The sequence below is a fragment of the Variovorax sp. JS1663 genome, assembly GCF_002157355.1.
In the GTDB taxonomy this organism is placed as follows: Bacteria; Pseudomonadota; Gammaproteobacteria; order Burkholderiales; family Burkholderiaceae_C; genus Variovorax.
Window position 1 is genome coordinate 174,134 of sequence record NZ_LYMK01000001.1, and the last position, 13,637, is coordinate 187,770.

A 13,637-nucleotide genomic window follows, 5' to 3' on the forward strand; every position below is an offset into this window, starting at 1 on the left:
TTCAGGGGAAGCCGGCGTCGGGGTTCAAAGCGCTCACCGGTTGAGATGAACTGTATTGATGTCATGAAAAGCAAAAAAGATGGATTGGTACACTTCTTTCATTACATGGGGTAAAGAATATGCACCGGCAATTCGACGACATCCTGCTGGGCAGCATCGAGCTGTTCTGCCTGGCTGCCGAGGCGGGCAGCTTCACAGCGGCGGCGAACACCGCAGGGGTCACGCCGGCGGCGGTCAGCCGCTCCATCTCCCGCCTGGAGGCCAGGCTGGGCGTGCGCCTGTTCGTCCGCTCCACGCGCAACAGCCGGTTGACCGAAGGCGGCAGGGAGTACTTCGAGCAGTGCCGCGCCGCGCTCAACCAGCTGGTCGAAGCCGAGCGCAAGGTCACCGGCGAGCAGGTGCAGCCCTCCGGCACGATCCGCATCAGCGCGCCCACCACCTATGGGCACTACCGCCTGCTGCCGCTGCTGCCGGCCTTTCGCGCGAACTACCCGCTGATCAAGATCGAAGCACACATCAGCAATCGCAACATCGATTTCCACGAGGAGAACTTCGACGTCGCGATCCGCTTCCGCGCGCAACCCGATTCGACGATGGTCGCGCGCCATCTCGAGGACGCCGGGCTGGTCGTCGTCGCCAGCCCCGCCTACCTGCGGCGATCGGGTCGGCCGAAGACGCTGGCCGACCTGGAGCAGCACGAGTGCATCCAGTTCGATCTGCCGAGCAGCGGCCGGCAGATCCCGTGGCTGTTCAGGGAGCATGGCCACGAGAAGGAGATCTTCAGGACCGGTCACTACGTCTGCGCGGAGGACGTGCTCGCCGGCGTGACGCTGGCCAAGGCGGACGCCGGCCTGTTCCAGACCTACCGGTTCGTCGTGGAGCAGGATCTGGCGGAAGGGCGGTTGGTGGAGGTGCTGGAAGCCTTCGGCGGCCGCTCGCGCCCCGTCAGCCTGATGTACCCGCACGGCCGCATGCTGCCGTCGCGCGTGCGGGCCTTCGTCGACTTCATGGCGCAGCAGGTCCCGTCACTTTCGCCGGCGCGGGACGGCAGCCTCGCGGCCCGGCGAAAGCGAGCGGCGTAGGTGGTGCTACAAACTGAGTTGATGGCACTGCCACAAGATCCCTCGCGCAAGACCATGCAGAACCGAATCGGCGTGATCTTCGTGTCCCGGCGCGACACCCTGCGCAGTGTGCTTGCGAAGGCCTGCCTTTCACACATCGACGACCGCCGCTTCCGGGTCGAGTCGTGCGGCCATCCGCGAGAGACGGGTTCCTCACCTCACCCGGCGGCCCTCGCCGCACTGCGCGAGGCTGGCATGGCGATGCCCGGCAGGGCGCCGCGCAACTGGCTCGACTTCGTGCCGTCCCGCGGCTTCCAGGCCGAGTTCGTCATCACGCTGGACGCCGATGTCCTGTCCTCGCAGCCGAACTGGCCGGGCCAGCCCAATACCGCCTTGTGGTCCTATCCGGATGCCGCCGCGATCAAGGATCCGGAGCAGGCGCGCCGCACGGCGGTCCAGATCCTCTATTCGCTGCGCCGCCGCCTCGAACTGCTCTCGAGCCTGCCGCTGGGCGGTGCCGACAGGGAAGCGCTGCGTTCCGATCTGCGCGACCTCGGCCACATGGGCTGAGATGCCGTGAACGAGCCTGCCGCGCCCGCTCATCCCGCGGGGGGATGACCGATGCGCAGTCATGGGTCCCAATCGTGAAGCGTCGCCCGCGCGGCGTCTGGGCGTTCCCAGAGATCAGGAACGCGGGAAAGGCACCGGGCGATGGACGAAAGCGAAGTGGCCAGGCACTGGGAATCCAACGCGAATGCCTGGACGCAGCAGGCGCGGCGGGGTGCCGACGTCTTTCGCGATGCCCTCAACAGTCCCGCCTTCTTCGCCATGCTGCCGCCGGTGCGCGGCCTGCGCGGCCTGGACGTGGGCTGCGGCGAGGGCGCCAACACCCGCAGCCTCGCCAGGCTGGGCGCGCGCATGTCGGCGGTGGACATCGCGCCGACCTTCATCCGCCATGCGCGCTCGTTCGGCGAGGACGGGGCGCCCGGCATCGACTACCGGGTGGCCGACGGCATGGCGCTGCCCTTCGATGCGGCGTCGTTCGACTTCGTCACCGCCTTCATGTCGCTGATGGACATGCCGGATCCCGCCCGTGCGCTGCGCGAGGCCGGGCGGGTCCTTCGTGCCGGCGGCTTCCTGCAGTTCTCGATCCTCCATCCCTGCTTCGCGACCCCGCATCGCAGGATCGTCCGCGACCAGGAAGGCAGGGCGCGCGCGATCGAGATCGGAGGCTACTTCGAGGGCACCGAAGGCCGGGTCGACCGATGGTGGTTCTCGACCCTGACCGAGCAGGAACGCACCGGCGTCCAGCCCTTCAGCACCCCCATCTTCCACCGCACGATCAGCCAATGGCTCGATGCCGTCACCGGTGCGGGCCTGGTCATCGACAAGCTGGGTGAACCGACCGCCGGCGCGGACATCGCCCGCCTCGCGCCGGCGCTGGACGAGACGCGGATCGCCCCGCTGTCGCTGCACGTGCGCGCCACCAAGCCCGCCGGCGCACGCGCCTGAGGGCATACAAAAGGATTCACGCCGCCACGGGTCGGCGATAACATCCGCCCTCAGAAAGAACCCCGGATGTGTCCTGCGACCGGCAGGGCCTGGAGGCGGAGATTGCGATGAGCGACACGCACTTTGACGCGGGGCCGAGCGCGCCCGGTCGGCGCTATGTCGCGCTGCTGTTTGCCGACCTTTCGCATTCGACCGAGCTGGCCGGCGCGATGGAGGCCGAGGACTATGCGGCGCTGCTCGCGGCGCTGCGCAACGTCTACCAGGAAGCGATCCCGAAGCACGGCGGCGTGGTCGTGCGGGTCCAGGGCGACGGCCTTCTGGCCATGTTCGGCTATCCGCACACCCGCGAGGACGACGGGCGCCGCGCGGTGGATGCGGCACTGGACCTGCACCAGAGCGTGCGCGAGCTGCGCCTCGCGCTGCCCGCCGGCCGCTCGCTCAGCCTGCACAGCGGTGTCCATTCGGGGCTGGTGCTGATCGGCGCGGGCGACATCGAGCGCGGCCGCTTCGAGTTGCTCGGGCCCGTGCCCCACATTGCGGCGCGGCTGTCGGAGGCGGCCGGGCCGCACGAGATCCTGGTCAGCGAGGAGACTCTGGGGCCGGCGAGCCGCTTCTTCAGCACCGGCCCGCCGCGCCAGTTGCAGATGAAGGGCCGGGACGCGCCCCTGCTGGCCCATCCCGTGGCTGCCCGCGCCGACGATGCCGTGCGCGCCGAGGCCCGCGCGCGGCACGGCATGTCGCCCTTCGTCGGCCGCGCGGCCGAGCTCGACCTGCTGGAGCAGCGGCTGGCCGAAGCGATGTCCGGCAAGCCCCGCTCGGTCGCCATCGCCGCGGCCGCGGGGATGGGCAAGACGCGGCTGATCGAGCAGTTCCTGCGCCGGGCCGCGGCGCGGGGCTGCCGGATCCTGCGCGGTTATTGCGAAAGCGATCTCGGCGCCGTGCCACTCCAGCCCTTTCGCCAGATGCTGCAATCGACGGGTGCCGAGGCGCCGCCCGAGGCGGCCGAGGACTTCACGCGCTGGATCGCCCGCCTGGCAGAGACGCAGCCCACGGTGGTGTTCGTCGACGATTGGCACTGGGCCGACGATGCGTCGAAGCAGGTGCTCGCCGCATTGCGCCGGCTCGCCGGCCGCCGCCTGCTGGTGATGCTTTCCACGCGCCTCGCCGCGCACGACGAGGCGATCGCGGCGGCGGCGCAGACGATCCCGCTCGCGCCGCTCACCCCGGATGAGGCGGCCCAGGCCATCGCCGCCCGCCTGCCCGGCACGGATCCCTTCGTCGCCGCGGAGATCGCCCGTCACGCGGGCGGCAACCCGCTGTTCATCGAGGAGCTGTGCCATTCGGCGGCGCTGGGCGGCAGCGGCCTGCGTCCGGGCCGCCTGCACGGGGGCGCAGGTTGGCTGGACCAGTTGGTCGAGTCGCGCGTCCAGCGCCTGCCGCCGGCGCAGATCGAGCTGGTGCGCGTGGCCGCAGTGATCGGCAACGTCGTCCCCGCGTGGCTGCTCTCGTCGATCACCGGCCATGGCGAGGACAGCCCGGCGGTCCGGGGCCTGGCCGAGCAGGACTTCGTGTTTCCCGGCGAGCATGCCGGCACGCTGCGCTTCAAGCACGGCATCACGCGCGACATCATCTACGAGTCCGTCGGGCTGCATGCGAGGCAACAGCTGCATCGGCGCATCGCCCAGGCGATCCAGCAGCAGAGTGCGGCCGCGGCGCAGGAGGAGGCGCTGGCCTGTCACTTCGATGCCGGCGGCGATGCCGCGCAGGCCGCGCACTACGCCGAACTCGCGGGCGACAAGGCCCTGGCGGCATCGGCGCTGGACCGCGCCCGCGCGCAGTACCGCGCCGCCCTGGCCGCGCTCGACCGGCTGCCGCCGTCGGCCGAGGGCGCGCGGCGCTGGGTCGCCATCGTGCAGCGGCTCGGCCTGGTGTGCGTCTACGACCCGCTGCGCAGCGAGCTCGCGCTGTCCCGTCGCGCGCTTCATCTGGCCGAGCAGTTCGGCGACGCCGCGACCGTCGCGCGGGCGCGCTACTGGCACGCCTACATCAGCTACTCCCTCGGCGAGGCGCGCGCGGCCATCGCCCATGGTGAGCGCGCGCTGGCCGAGGCCGAGGCCGCCGGCGAGGCGCGTCTGGCGACCCAGATCGTCGCCACCCTGGGCGAAACCCATGCCACGGCCGCGCAGTACGGCCCGGCGCTCGAATTGCTCGACCGGGCCATCGCCATCAAGCGCAGCCATCGCAGCGGCCGGCACACCAACGTCGGCCTGGCCTTCTCGCTGGTCTGCCGGGCCTACGTGCTCGGCGACCGCGGCCTGTTCGCGCAGGCGCACGAATGCTTCGACGAGGCGCTGGCCTGCATCGGCGACGTCACGCACGAGATCGCCGCCACCACGCACGGATGGCGCAGCGCCGTGCTGCTGTGGCAGGGCCGCTGGCGCGAGGCGCGCGAGGCGGCGCGCGAATCCGGCCGCATCGCCGAAGCCACGCGCAGCCTGTCGCAGCTGTCGATCGCGCGTGCGATCGGCGCCCATGCAGACTGGATGCTCGAGCGCGACCCGCGTGCGGTGCAGGCGATCGTCGAGGCCACGGCCTGGCTCGCGCCGCGCGAAAGCGGCCTGTTCCGCTCGCTCAACTACGGCTGGCTGGCCGAGGGTCTGATCGGGGTCGGCCGCCGGGACGAAGGCCGCCACAACGCAGCACTGGCATTGCGGCGCGCCCGCGAGCGCGACCTGCTCGGCGTGGCCATGACCTACCGCGCGCTGGCGCGGGACGCCGCGGCGCGCCGGCCCGATGCCGCGCGCCGCTACATCGAACGGGCCTACGCGACGGCCCGCGCGCGCGACTCGGCGCACGAGCTCGCCGTCACGCAGCTGTGCGAGGCGGAGATCGCGCTGCAGCAGGGGCAGGCCCCGCGCGCCTTCGCGCTGCTCGACAAGGCGGCCGCCGCCTTCGACGCGATGTTCATGGCGTGGCACCTCCGGGAGGCGGTCGGCTTGCGCGATCGAGCCAGTCGGCGCGCGGGGTGAGCATCAGCAGCACCGGCGACCCGGTCGGCCGCAGCGTGCCGGCCTGGAGCAGGCCGGCGATCAGGCCCAGCATCACGCCGACGCCCATGCCGTAGCCGGGGCAGGCGTGCTCGGTCTTGATGGGACTCTCCGGGTCCCGGCTGCCGCCGAACATCATCTCGTCGGGCGTCGCGCTGTCGGTCAGGGCCGAGGCGATGCCGAGGATCAGGCGCTGGTCGTCGCCCGGCTCGCCCTCTTCGGCGCCGACCACCTGGCCGCCCTCGACCGGGCAGCGCCACAGCATCTCCGGCACCGGACGCTTGCGCATCGTCGCCATCAGCGGCCCGCGCAGCGCTGCGCGGGCGCGCAGGTACGGGTCGTTGCCGTCGACCCGCACATCGGCCAGCCGGCGCTGGCAGGTCCACAGCGTCTTGTCGTCGACCCAGCTGTCCATGGTGCGCAGGAAGTTGCCGTACACCGTCGGCGGGAAGCCGAGCAGCACGCCGGCGATGCTGTTGGCGACGATGTCGTCGAGTTTCGCCGGGTCGATGTCCTTCACCTGCGTCAGGTCGTCCCTGATCTTCGTTGCCAGGGGGCCGAGCTCGCGGCCGGAGCGCAGCCAGTCCTGGACGGCTCGAAGGGCGACCGGGCCCTGGGTCCGGCCCGCCTCGGCCACCTGTTCCCTGGGATGCGGCGTGAAGACGTAAGGGGAGGCCGACAGCGGATTGCCGGGGCAGCGCGGAGGTTGAGGATTGCCCTCGACGCGGCCGCCGGCGACCATGAAGGCGGTTCCACCCGATTGGCGCAGCACCGCGTCGGGTTCGGGCAGCCCGACCCACTTCGTGCACAGGCCGGCCAGCACCCTTTCAGCGAGCGCGATCAGGTCCACCGACACCCGGATGGAGCCGTCCGGGTTGCGCTGCTGCAGTGGCAGGACCTTGCGCAGCGCGTCCATCACCAGCGGCATGGTGGCCTCGAAGGCCTCCCGCTCGCCGATGGCATCGATGGCCGCATTGACCGCGGGCGACTGGACCGCATGGCCGCCGTGCCTGTCCATGCCGAGGTAGTTGTGGCCGATCGATTTCTGCATCCGAAGGCCGTAGCCTTGCGCGGAGTAGAGCCCGTCCTTGTTCTGCAGCACATCCAGCACGCCCGGCGCACCCGGCACACCCTCCTGCCTGCCGATCAGCACACCGTAGGAAGGTGCGGGCAGCCGGCCGTCCGGCTGGCTGCGCACATAGGCCCAGAGCGCGCGCGCCGGCGAGCGCTCGCGGTCGGTGTCCTCGAGCAGCCGCCGCCAGCCCTCGCGCTCGCTCGGCAAGGGTGCCGGTGCGCCGGGTGCGATGGCGGATGCGGGGACCGGCGCGCAGAACTCGGTCAACATGCCCAGCGCCTTCAGCGACGGGACGAACAGGTACATGCCCCATTCGAGCGTGACGAAGGGCGCATCGCCCAGGTCCACGCGGGCCACCCGGTTCTGCGCGTCGATGTAGCGGAAGGTCCGCTTCTCGCCCGGCTGCGGCACGGCCAGGAAGGGATCGGCCTGCGACGAGGACACGCCGGAGCTGTTGCCGCCGGCGATCCAGCGCTGGAGGATCTCGAACTGCTCGGCCAGGTTGGCGCAGTAGGCCATGAAGACGATGCCGCGCTCGCTGCCCGCATCGGTGCCGCGCGGTCCGTAGGACATGCCGCGGCGCAGGATGCGCGGCATGCCGGGCCGTCCGTCGCGCGGATTGACGCGGCGCGCATGCGAATGGAAGGGGCACTGCAGGCCCTCGCCGTCGCCGGCATAGTCGAAGTCGTTGCGCGTCGGGCCGCCGTCGGTCGAAACCAAGGGCGTGCCGTTCTGGTGCCGGCCCATCATGCGCGCGAGCAGTGCCCTCTTCTTCGCTTCCGCCGTGTCGCCGGCCAGCCCCGCCTGGCCGAAATGCCTGTCCAGGGCCGCCGTCAGCCGATCGACATGCTGGCGCAGCTTGCGAACGACGAGGAAGCTGCCGTTGAAGATCAGCGGGTTCTCCGAGTCTTCCCAGGTCCCGTCGTCCTGGCTGCTGGGGTAACCCAGGCACAGGTCACCCGGCGGGATCTCGTCGCGCTGCAGCAGGGTGGGCGTAACGCCCTTGATGCCGGGCTGGCTGAACCCGTCGAGGAAGCCGAAGTGCTCGCGTGGCATCTGGCCTTCGCGGTGGCTGCGCATCGGCTGCACGGCCACCACCTGCAGGCCGCACGTCTCCGGGTCCAGCTTCTCCACTTCGGCGGCGAGCACGGGATGCAGCCCGGGGCCGGCCTGCGCGGGATCCGTATCCGTCATCCGCAGCATGAGCACCACGTGCACCGTGTTCAGGTCGACCCGGTCGGCCTTGTCGACCTCCAGCTTCTCGTTGCACCGTTCGGGACGGGGCCAGTAGTCCGGGTGGTTGCTGCGCACGTCGCCGAGCAGTCCGGCCCGGGCTTCCATGCCGTCCATGAATTCCTGCGGCAAGGCGTCGAGCCGTTCGGCCGGAATCCCCAGCGCGCGCAAGCCGGGATAGCTGAAGGCCAGCGTGCGGCGGATCCCGCCTGCGGCCCCCGCGCCGTGGGCGCTGACGGGAAGGGCCTGCAACCAGGCCGCCGCCTGTCCGGGTCGGCCCACCACCTGCATCAGCACCAGGCAGCCATGCGTCACCGTAGTGTCGCTCTCGACGATGCCGGCCTGCAGTCCGGCCGGGTCGAGCTTCTTTTCTTCCGGCGCCGCATCGTCTGCGAGCGCTTCCTTGCTGGTGAACCAGGCCAGCTCGTCCTGCGCCGCTCCGGCAATGGGCTTCCAGCGTGGCGAATCCTTGAGCCCCAGGTCCAGCAACGCGGCGAAGTCCTGGAGGATCTCCCGCGTGAAGCGCAGCAGGATCCGCTTCTCTTCGCCGGGGAAGAGCGCCGACAGTCGATACAGGCCCTTGAGCGCGCGCATCGAGGTGGACACCGCCGGCCCCGGGTCGCGTGCCGCCGCCGCGAGTGCATCCTTGACCTGCGCCTTGAGCGGCGCGACCGCGAAGGCGGCGATGCGCCGGTCCGCCTCGACCGGGTCCGCCGTCTCGCGCTGGATGCGCTCGATGCGCTCGTGGTACTGCTGGTCGCCCAGGGTCAGCGTCGTGTCGGCATAGAGCAGGCCGGCCGATTGCTCGTTGTCGCGCACCCAGCGGCAATAGGTGTCGAAGCTCGACCTGCGCGAATATGGGTAGCCATCGCAGTGGCAGAACAGGGTGTCCAGCAGCGGGCCCAGGTCGCGGTAGATGACCCGCATGTAGGGCTCCCATCCGCCATCGAAGGTCACGTTCAGCGACAGGCGGTACCCGCCGCCGGGGCTGGCCGTTGCCCCGCCGGATTTCTCCGGCGGAACGACCACGTAGCGGAAGCTGCGGATGATGCCGAAGCGCCCGATGGCGTCGGGGAACGGCGGCTGAAACAGCGTCGCCTCGCGCAGGTTCTGGCGCGCTTCGTTCAGCGCGTCGAGCAGCCGGTGCAGCCGATCCACGTAGGTCATGGTCTCGAAGCCCGGGACGAAGCCCGGCTTGACCGGTGCCAGCACGGCGAGGTTGGTGACGCCGCCGAGTTCAGCGCCCTTGATCTTGGTTCGCATGGGGTGGCCCTTTCTCCTCCAGTGGGACCGGACCGGCCGAAGCGCCGGCCGGCTGCTACAGCTTCTGGCTTGCCGCGATGCCGGCGCCGCCGCGTCTTCCGCCGATGCCGGGCGGTGTGCCGTCCGCCGCGGGTGCCGCGCGCCGCTGAATGGCGTGCGCCGCGGCATCCGCGGGGTTCGTCTCCAGCTGGGACAGCGAGAGCTCACGGCTCTTGATGGCCCAATAGATCCCGAAGGTGACGATGCCGGCCGCTTCGACGAAGAAGACCCAGTGCGTCGCCTTTCCCAGCAGGAGCGCCGCCAGGAAGCCCGGGATGGGGAACACCACCATCCCGATCGCCACGAGCCGGTAGAGGCGTCGATACTTCGCCGCGTCCTGGCCGACGGGGAGGTAGTCCAGGGTCTTCGAGGCGCAGAACCACGCGACCACGGCCAGCAGCATGAACAGGGTGATGGCCGCGATGTAGTGCACCGGCCAGGGCGGGGCGGCGGCCCATGCATGGATCGCCGGGCACATCTTGAACAGTGCCGCAACCCGCTCGTCCGTCAACGCCTCCGCGTGCGTGAGGCGCTCGGGATAGATCGCCACGAGCGCGGCGCAGATGCCGGCCGCGTTCAGCAGGTAGTTCTCCAGCGTGGTGATGCCCTTGTACAGGTACAGCCCGACGCCGATGGCGAAGAGGAAGCCGACGAAGAGGGTGCGCATCGGGAAGGACGCGCATTGCTCCACGGCCCCGGCCGCCCAGAAGTAGGCGCTCATCGAAGGCTGCAGGTCCAGGCCGTGGCGCAGCTTGCCGTAGACATACAGGACCAGCGGGAACGCGAACGCCAGCACGGCGAGGCCCATGCGCAGCGAGAAGTAGGTTTGCGAAAAGTGCTTGAGGAGCTCTCGGGGGTCCTTGGGAGGCTGCACGTTCATCGGGCTCTCCTGACGCGGGTGGGGTGCGACAGACTGCCGCAAGAGGGCCCTGGCCGCCATCCCCCATCTGATGGATGCACCGGGGGAAGCCGGTTTGCGCCCCGCGCCTTCAGCCGTGCAGCGTCCCGAAGCGCCAGGCGATGCGCATCCGCATGCCTTGTCCCTGCGCCAGCGTGTGCAGCCCCGGCCGGCCTTCGAGGTGGAAGGCATCGATGGGCTGCGTGATCGGCTCGAAGCAGAAGGCCGGCCCTTCGGCCGGGCGGTACATCAGGCAGTAGTGCGCCGCCGCGCCGCCGTCCTTGTCGAAGTCCGGCATGTCCATCTGCAACTGCAACCCTTGCTCGGGCCATTCGATGCGCGCCTGCCCGCCCCAGCCTGTGTAGGCGTTGTCGACGAGGCTGCCGAAGGCCGGCGCGCCCCGTGCCAGGTCCCAATCCTCCGGGATGTGCTCGGTATGGCCGGTCGGCAACGGGTCGGCGCCGCTGAGCCATACGCCTCGCACCGGCGCGACGATGCGCGTGCCGGCCGTGCGCGGGAACCAGGGATGCACGCCGAGTCCATAGGGCAACGGTGCCGGGCCCAGATGCTGCACCTCGAGCGTCTGCTCGAGCCCGTCGTCGACCAGGCGGAAGTGCTGGGCCGCGCGGTACGCGTAGGGGTTGCCGTCGAAGTGCCGCGATTCGAGCATCATCGTCGCCGCGTCCTCGGCGTGGCGCGCCAGCTGCCAGGCCTGCAGCCACCCGTCGCCGTGGATCGGGTAGGGCTCGCCGGCGCGGTTGGGGCGCACCGGGTGGAATTCGCCCGCCTCCACGAAGCCGCCGCCGCTGATGCGGTTCGACCACGGCACCATGGGGAAGGAGGCCGTGCGATAGAGATCGCTGCTGCCGTCCCAGGGACGCCACAGATCGAGCGGCCCTTCGGCGCGCGCCAGCTGCCAGGCCGCCACGCTGCCGCCGAGCGTGGGCACCAGGCCCAGGCGCTGCGTGCCGCGCTGCAGCCAGACGGTCCGGTGGGCCGATGAGGTCGTCATCTCAACCGGCGAAGCGGAAGGCCGGCAGGCCGGGGCTGTCGACCTCGACCGCGAACAGCCCGCCAGCGAGCGGCTCGGCCGCCAACTGGGTTTCGTCCAGCCCGACCTTCGCCGAGCTGATGTAGAGCGTGCGCAGCTCGGGACCGCCGAAGGCGCAGTTCGTGACCTGGCTCACGGGCAGTTCGATGCGGGCCAGTTCTTCGCCGCTCGACGGATCGTGGCAGCTCACGCAGCTCCCGGCCCAGTGCGCGACCCAGATGCGGCCGGCGGCATCGGTCGTCATGCCGTCGGGCAGCCCGTCGCCGCGCGCGAAGCGCAGCCACAGCCTGCGATGCGCGAGCGTGCCCTGCCCGGGATCGAAGTCGTAGGCATGGATCGCACCCTTCACCGTGTCGTTGAAGTACAGGGTGCGGCCATCGAGCGACCAGGTCGGTCCGTTCGTCACGGCGAAGCCGCTGTCGTGCCGGCTGCAGCGGCCGTCGGGGTCGAGGCGGTACAGCGAACCGGTCGGGGCGATGCAGTCGAAGTCCATCGTGCCGGCCCAGAAGCGTCCCTTCGCGTCGCACTTGCCGTCGTTGAAGCGGTTGGCGGGCTGGTCCGGCTCGGGCTGCTGCAGCCATTGCGGTCGGGCGTTCGGTGTGGCCGGGTCGAAGAAGGCGAAGCCGCGGCGCAGCGTCACCGCCAGGCCGGGCGCCGACGCCCGTTCAGCCAGCGCCGAGATCTCCTCCTCGAACTGCCATTCGGCCTGCGCGCCGGTGGCGGGGTCGAGGCGGTACAGCCGCTTTTCCAGGATGTCGACCCAGTACAGCGCCTGCTCGCGCACCGACCACATCAGCCCTTCGCCCAAGCTGGCGCCCGCAGGCCGGATGCAGCGGGGCAGGCCCTCGACGCGCGGGGCGGGAATGCTCGAAGAGGGGTTCAAGGTGGTCTCCGATCCAGGCTGGCAGGCCGCTGCGGGCCCTTGACGCGTCGCATCGTAGCAAGGCATATTGATAAACAAAAGTGCGCAAATTCTTATTGATCGATATGCAAATTGCAATGCTTCAGAGCACCCTCATCAGGAGACTTCCGTGACCGCCACCGCACCCCGCGCCGACGCGCCGCCCGCCTTTTCCACTTACCCGAGCCTGCACGGCAAGGCCGTCTTCGTGACCGGCGGGGGCAGCGGCATCGGCGCCGCCATCGTGGCGGCCTTCGCCGAACAGGGCGCGCGGGTGGCCTTCATCGACATCGCGCAGGAGGCCAGCGCCGCGCTCGCGAAGCAGATCGCCGAGGCCGGGCATGCGGCCCCCTGGTGGCGCGCCTGCGACGTGCGCGACGTGGCCGCTTTGCAGGCGGCGATCACGGACGCGGGCCGCGAGTTGGGCGGCGACTTCCACGTGCTGGTCAACAACGTTGCGAGCGACGATCGCCACACGCTCGAATCGGTCACGCCGGCCTACTACGACGAGCGCATCGCGATCAACGAGCGCCCGGCGCTCTTCGCCATCCAGTCGGTGGTGCCGGGCATGAAGCGCCAGGGCGGCGGCTCGATCGTCAACCTGGGCTCGACCGGCTGGCAGGGCAAGGGTGAGGGCTACCCCTGCTATGCCATTGCCAAGTCCTCGGTCAACGGGCTCACGCGCGGTCTGGCCAAGACGCTGGGGCGCGACCGCATCCGCATCAACACGGTGTCGCCCGGCTGGGTGATGACCGAGCGCCAGATCCGGCTGTGGCTCGACGAGGAGGGCGAGAAGGCGCTCGATCGCAACCAGTGCCTGCCCGACCGCTTGCAGCCGCACGACATCGCGCGCATGGTGCTGTTCCTGGCCTCGGACGATGCGGCGATGTGCACGGCGCAGGAGTTCACGGTCGATGCAGGCTGGACCTGAATTGGGTTTTGAAGACCCACCCTGCGGCGTTGCTTTACATGTGGCTATGGAGGCTAACCTTTCACAACCGCCACCGTGAAGCGTGTCGCAATTCCCACGCGCTTCAACGAGCGGCAGATAGATCCACCGCTCAACCCGATCGGGTCAGGCTGCGTATAGCGCCCGATGTCCATCAGGCTGCGGAAGTAGTTGTACCGCAGCCCTGACTCCACATCGAAATACTGACCCGTACCGCGCAGGTTGAACACGAACTCAGCAAAGCTCGTGGTGCCCGGATTCGGATTGATGTCCAGGTTCGCGAATCTGTACTTCGCAATCGTCGGCTTCTCATCCCCGAATGCACTGTAGGCCCATTGCCAGACGGCTTGGCCGGTTGAGTCCGTCAGGCGCCTGGGCGTGTTGAGGTGATCACTGCTTACGGCATACAGCTGCCCATTGATCACCGCTGCGATCGGGATCGGCCCGTTGGCCGTAGGCAGGTAGATGTGCTGCGTGCTGCCCGTGCTGTTGGCGCCGCCCGTGCCCGTCTCGGCCAGCAGGCTGCCGTCCTCGTCGTACATGAAGGCAAAGCCCTGCTTCTCCGCCTCCGTGGTATTCGGCCCCCACAGCTTGGTGAAGTAATGGTG

At 70.0% G+C, this 13,637-nt stretch carries 10 protein-coding genes; 5 read left to right on the forward strand and 5 right to left on the reverse strand.

Going from position 1 to position 13,637, the window contains the following annotated elements; genetic code table 11:
* Window positions 1-119: 119 nt before the first annotated feature.
* The 4 genes from A8M77_RS00970 to A8M77_RS00985 all read left to right on the forward strand — a co-directional run bounded on the left by A8M77_RS00970 (window position 120) and on the right by A8M77_RS00985 (window position 5,602).
* The gene (locus A8M77_RS00970; protein ID WP_086919692.1) at window positions 120-1,082 is read left to right on the forward strand and encodes a LysR family transcriptional regulator; all 963 of its coding nucleotides are present in this window, start codon (window positions 120-122) and stop codon (window positions 1,080-1,082) included.
* A 21-nt stretch (window positions 1,083-1,103) separates the two neighbouring features.
* Window positions 1,104-1,631 (forward strand): arsenate-mycothiol transferase ArsC, encoded by a 528-nt coding sequence (locus tag A8M77_RS00975; protein ID WP_238136665.1) that lies wholly within the window; start codon window positions 1,104-1,106, stop codon window positions 1,629-1,631.
* A 141-nt stretch (window positions 1,632-1,772) separates the two neighbouring features.
* Window positions 1,773-2,573, forward strand: coding sequence for a class I SAM-dependent methyltransferase (locus A8M77_RS00980; protein WP_086919693.1), 801 nt, complete (start codon window positions 1,773-1,775; stop codon window positions 2,571-2,573).
* 107 nt (window positions 2,574-2,680) lie between these two features.
* On the forward strand, window positions 2,681-5,602 hold the full coding sequence (locus A8M77_RS00985; RefSeq protein ID WP_086919694.1) for an ATP-binding protein: 2,922 nt from the start codon (window positions 2,681-2,683) through the stop codon (window positions 5,600-5,602).
* Here A8M77_RS00985 and A8M77_RS00990 read toward each other — a convergent pair.
* From A8M77_RS00990 to A8M77_RS01000, 4 genes are all read right to left on the reverse strand, one after another.
* Window positions 5,538-9,191, reverse strand: coding sequence for a Dyp-type peroxidase (locus A8M77_RS00990; protein ID WP_158100858.1), 3,654 nt, complete (start codon window positions 9,189-9,191; stop codon window positions 5,538-5,540). The genes A8M77_RS00985 and A8M77_RS00990 overlap by 65 nt on opposite strands.
* A gap of 55 nt (window positions 9,192-9,246) precedes the next feature.
* Complete coding sequence (locus A8M77_RS35010; protein ID WP_143694506.1) at window positions 9,247-10,110, reverse strand: hypothetical protein; 864 nt, start codon at window positions 10,108-10,110, stop codon at window positions 9,247-9,249.
* Between the two features lie 109 nt (window positions 10,111-10,219).
* Complete coding sequence (locus A8M77_RS00995; protein ID WP_086919696.1) at window positions 10,220-11,140, reverse strand: aldose 1-epimerase; 921 nt, start codon at window positions 11,138-11,140, stop codon at window positions 10,220-10,222.
* 1 nt (window position 11,141) lies between these two features.
* The gene (locus tag A8M77_RS01000; protein WP_238136666.1) at window positions 11,142-12,062 is read right to left on the reverse strand and encodes an SMP-30/gluconolactonase/LRE family protein; all 921 of its coding nucleotides are present in this window, start codon (window positions 12,060-12,062) and stop codon (window positions 11,142-11,144) included.
* Between the two features lie 148 nt (window positions 12,063-12,210).
* Between A8M77_RS01000 and A8M77_RS01005 the strand changes: the two genes are divergently transcribed.
* The gene (locus A8M77_RS01005) at window positions 12,211-13,011 is read left to right on the forward strand and encodes an SDR family NAD(P)-dependent oxidoreductase (RefSeq protein ID WP_086919698.1); all 801 of its coding nucleotides are present in this window, start codon (window positions 12,211-12,213) and stop codon (window positions 13,009-13,011) included.
* A 53-nt stretch (window positions 13,012-13,064) separates the two neighbouring features.
* Here the strand turns inward: A8M77_RS01005 and A8M77_RS01010 are convergent, their stop codons facing one another.
* Entirely contained in the window at window positions 13,065-13,571 is a 507-nt protein-coding gene (locus A8M77_RS01010) for an RHS repeat domain-containing protein (RefSeq protein WP_086919699.1), read from the reverse strand.
* Window positions 13,572-13,637: the final 66 nt, after the last annotated feature.

Excerpts from the sequence above, each read along its gene's own strand:
- A8M77_RS00970 (WP_086919692.1), top strand. The coding sequence starts at position 120 with ATGCACCGGCAATTCGACGACATCCTGCTGGGCAGCATCGAGCTGTTC.
- A8M77_RS00975 (WP_238136665.1), top strand. The coding sequence starts at position 1,104 with ATGGCACTGCCACAAGATCCCTCGCGCAAGACCATGCAGAACCGAATC.
- A8M77_RS00980 (WP_086919693.1), top strand. The coding sequence starts at position 1,773 with ATGGACGAAAGCGAAGTGGCCAGGCACTGGGAATCCAACGCGAATGCC.
- A8M77_RS00985 (WP_086919694.1), top strand. The coding sequence starts at position 2,681 with ATGAGCGACACGCACTTTGACGCGGGGCCGAGCGCGCCCGGTCGGCGC.
- A8M77_RS00990 (WP_158100858.1), bottom strand. The coding sequence starts at position 9,191 with ATGCGAACCAAGATCAAGGGCGCTGAACTCGGCGGCGTCACCAACCTC.
- A8M77_RS35010 (WP_143694506.1), bottom strand. The coding sequence starts at position 10,110 with ATGAACGTGCAGCCTCCCAAGGACCCCCGAGAGCTCCTCAAGCACTTT.
- A8M77_RS00995 (WP_086919696.1), bottom strand. The coding sequence starts at position 11,140 with ATGACGACCTCATCGGCCCACCGGACCGTCTGGCTGCAGCGCGGCACG.
- A8M77_RS01010 (WP_086919699.1), bottom strand. The coding sequence starts at position 13,571 with ATGTACGACGAGGACGGCAGCCTGCTGGCCGAGACGGGCACGGGCGGC.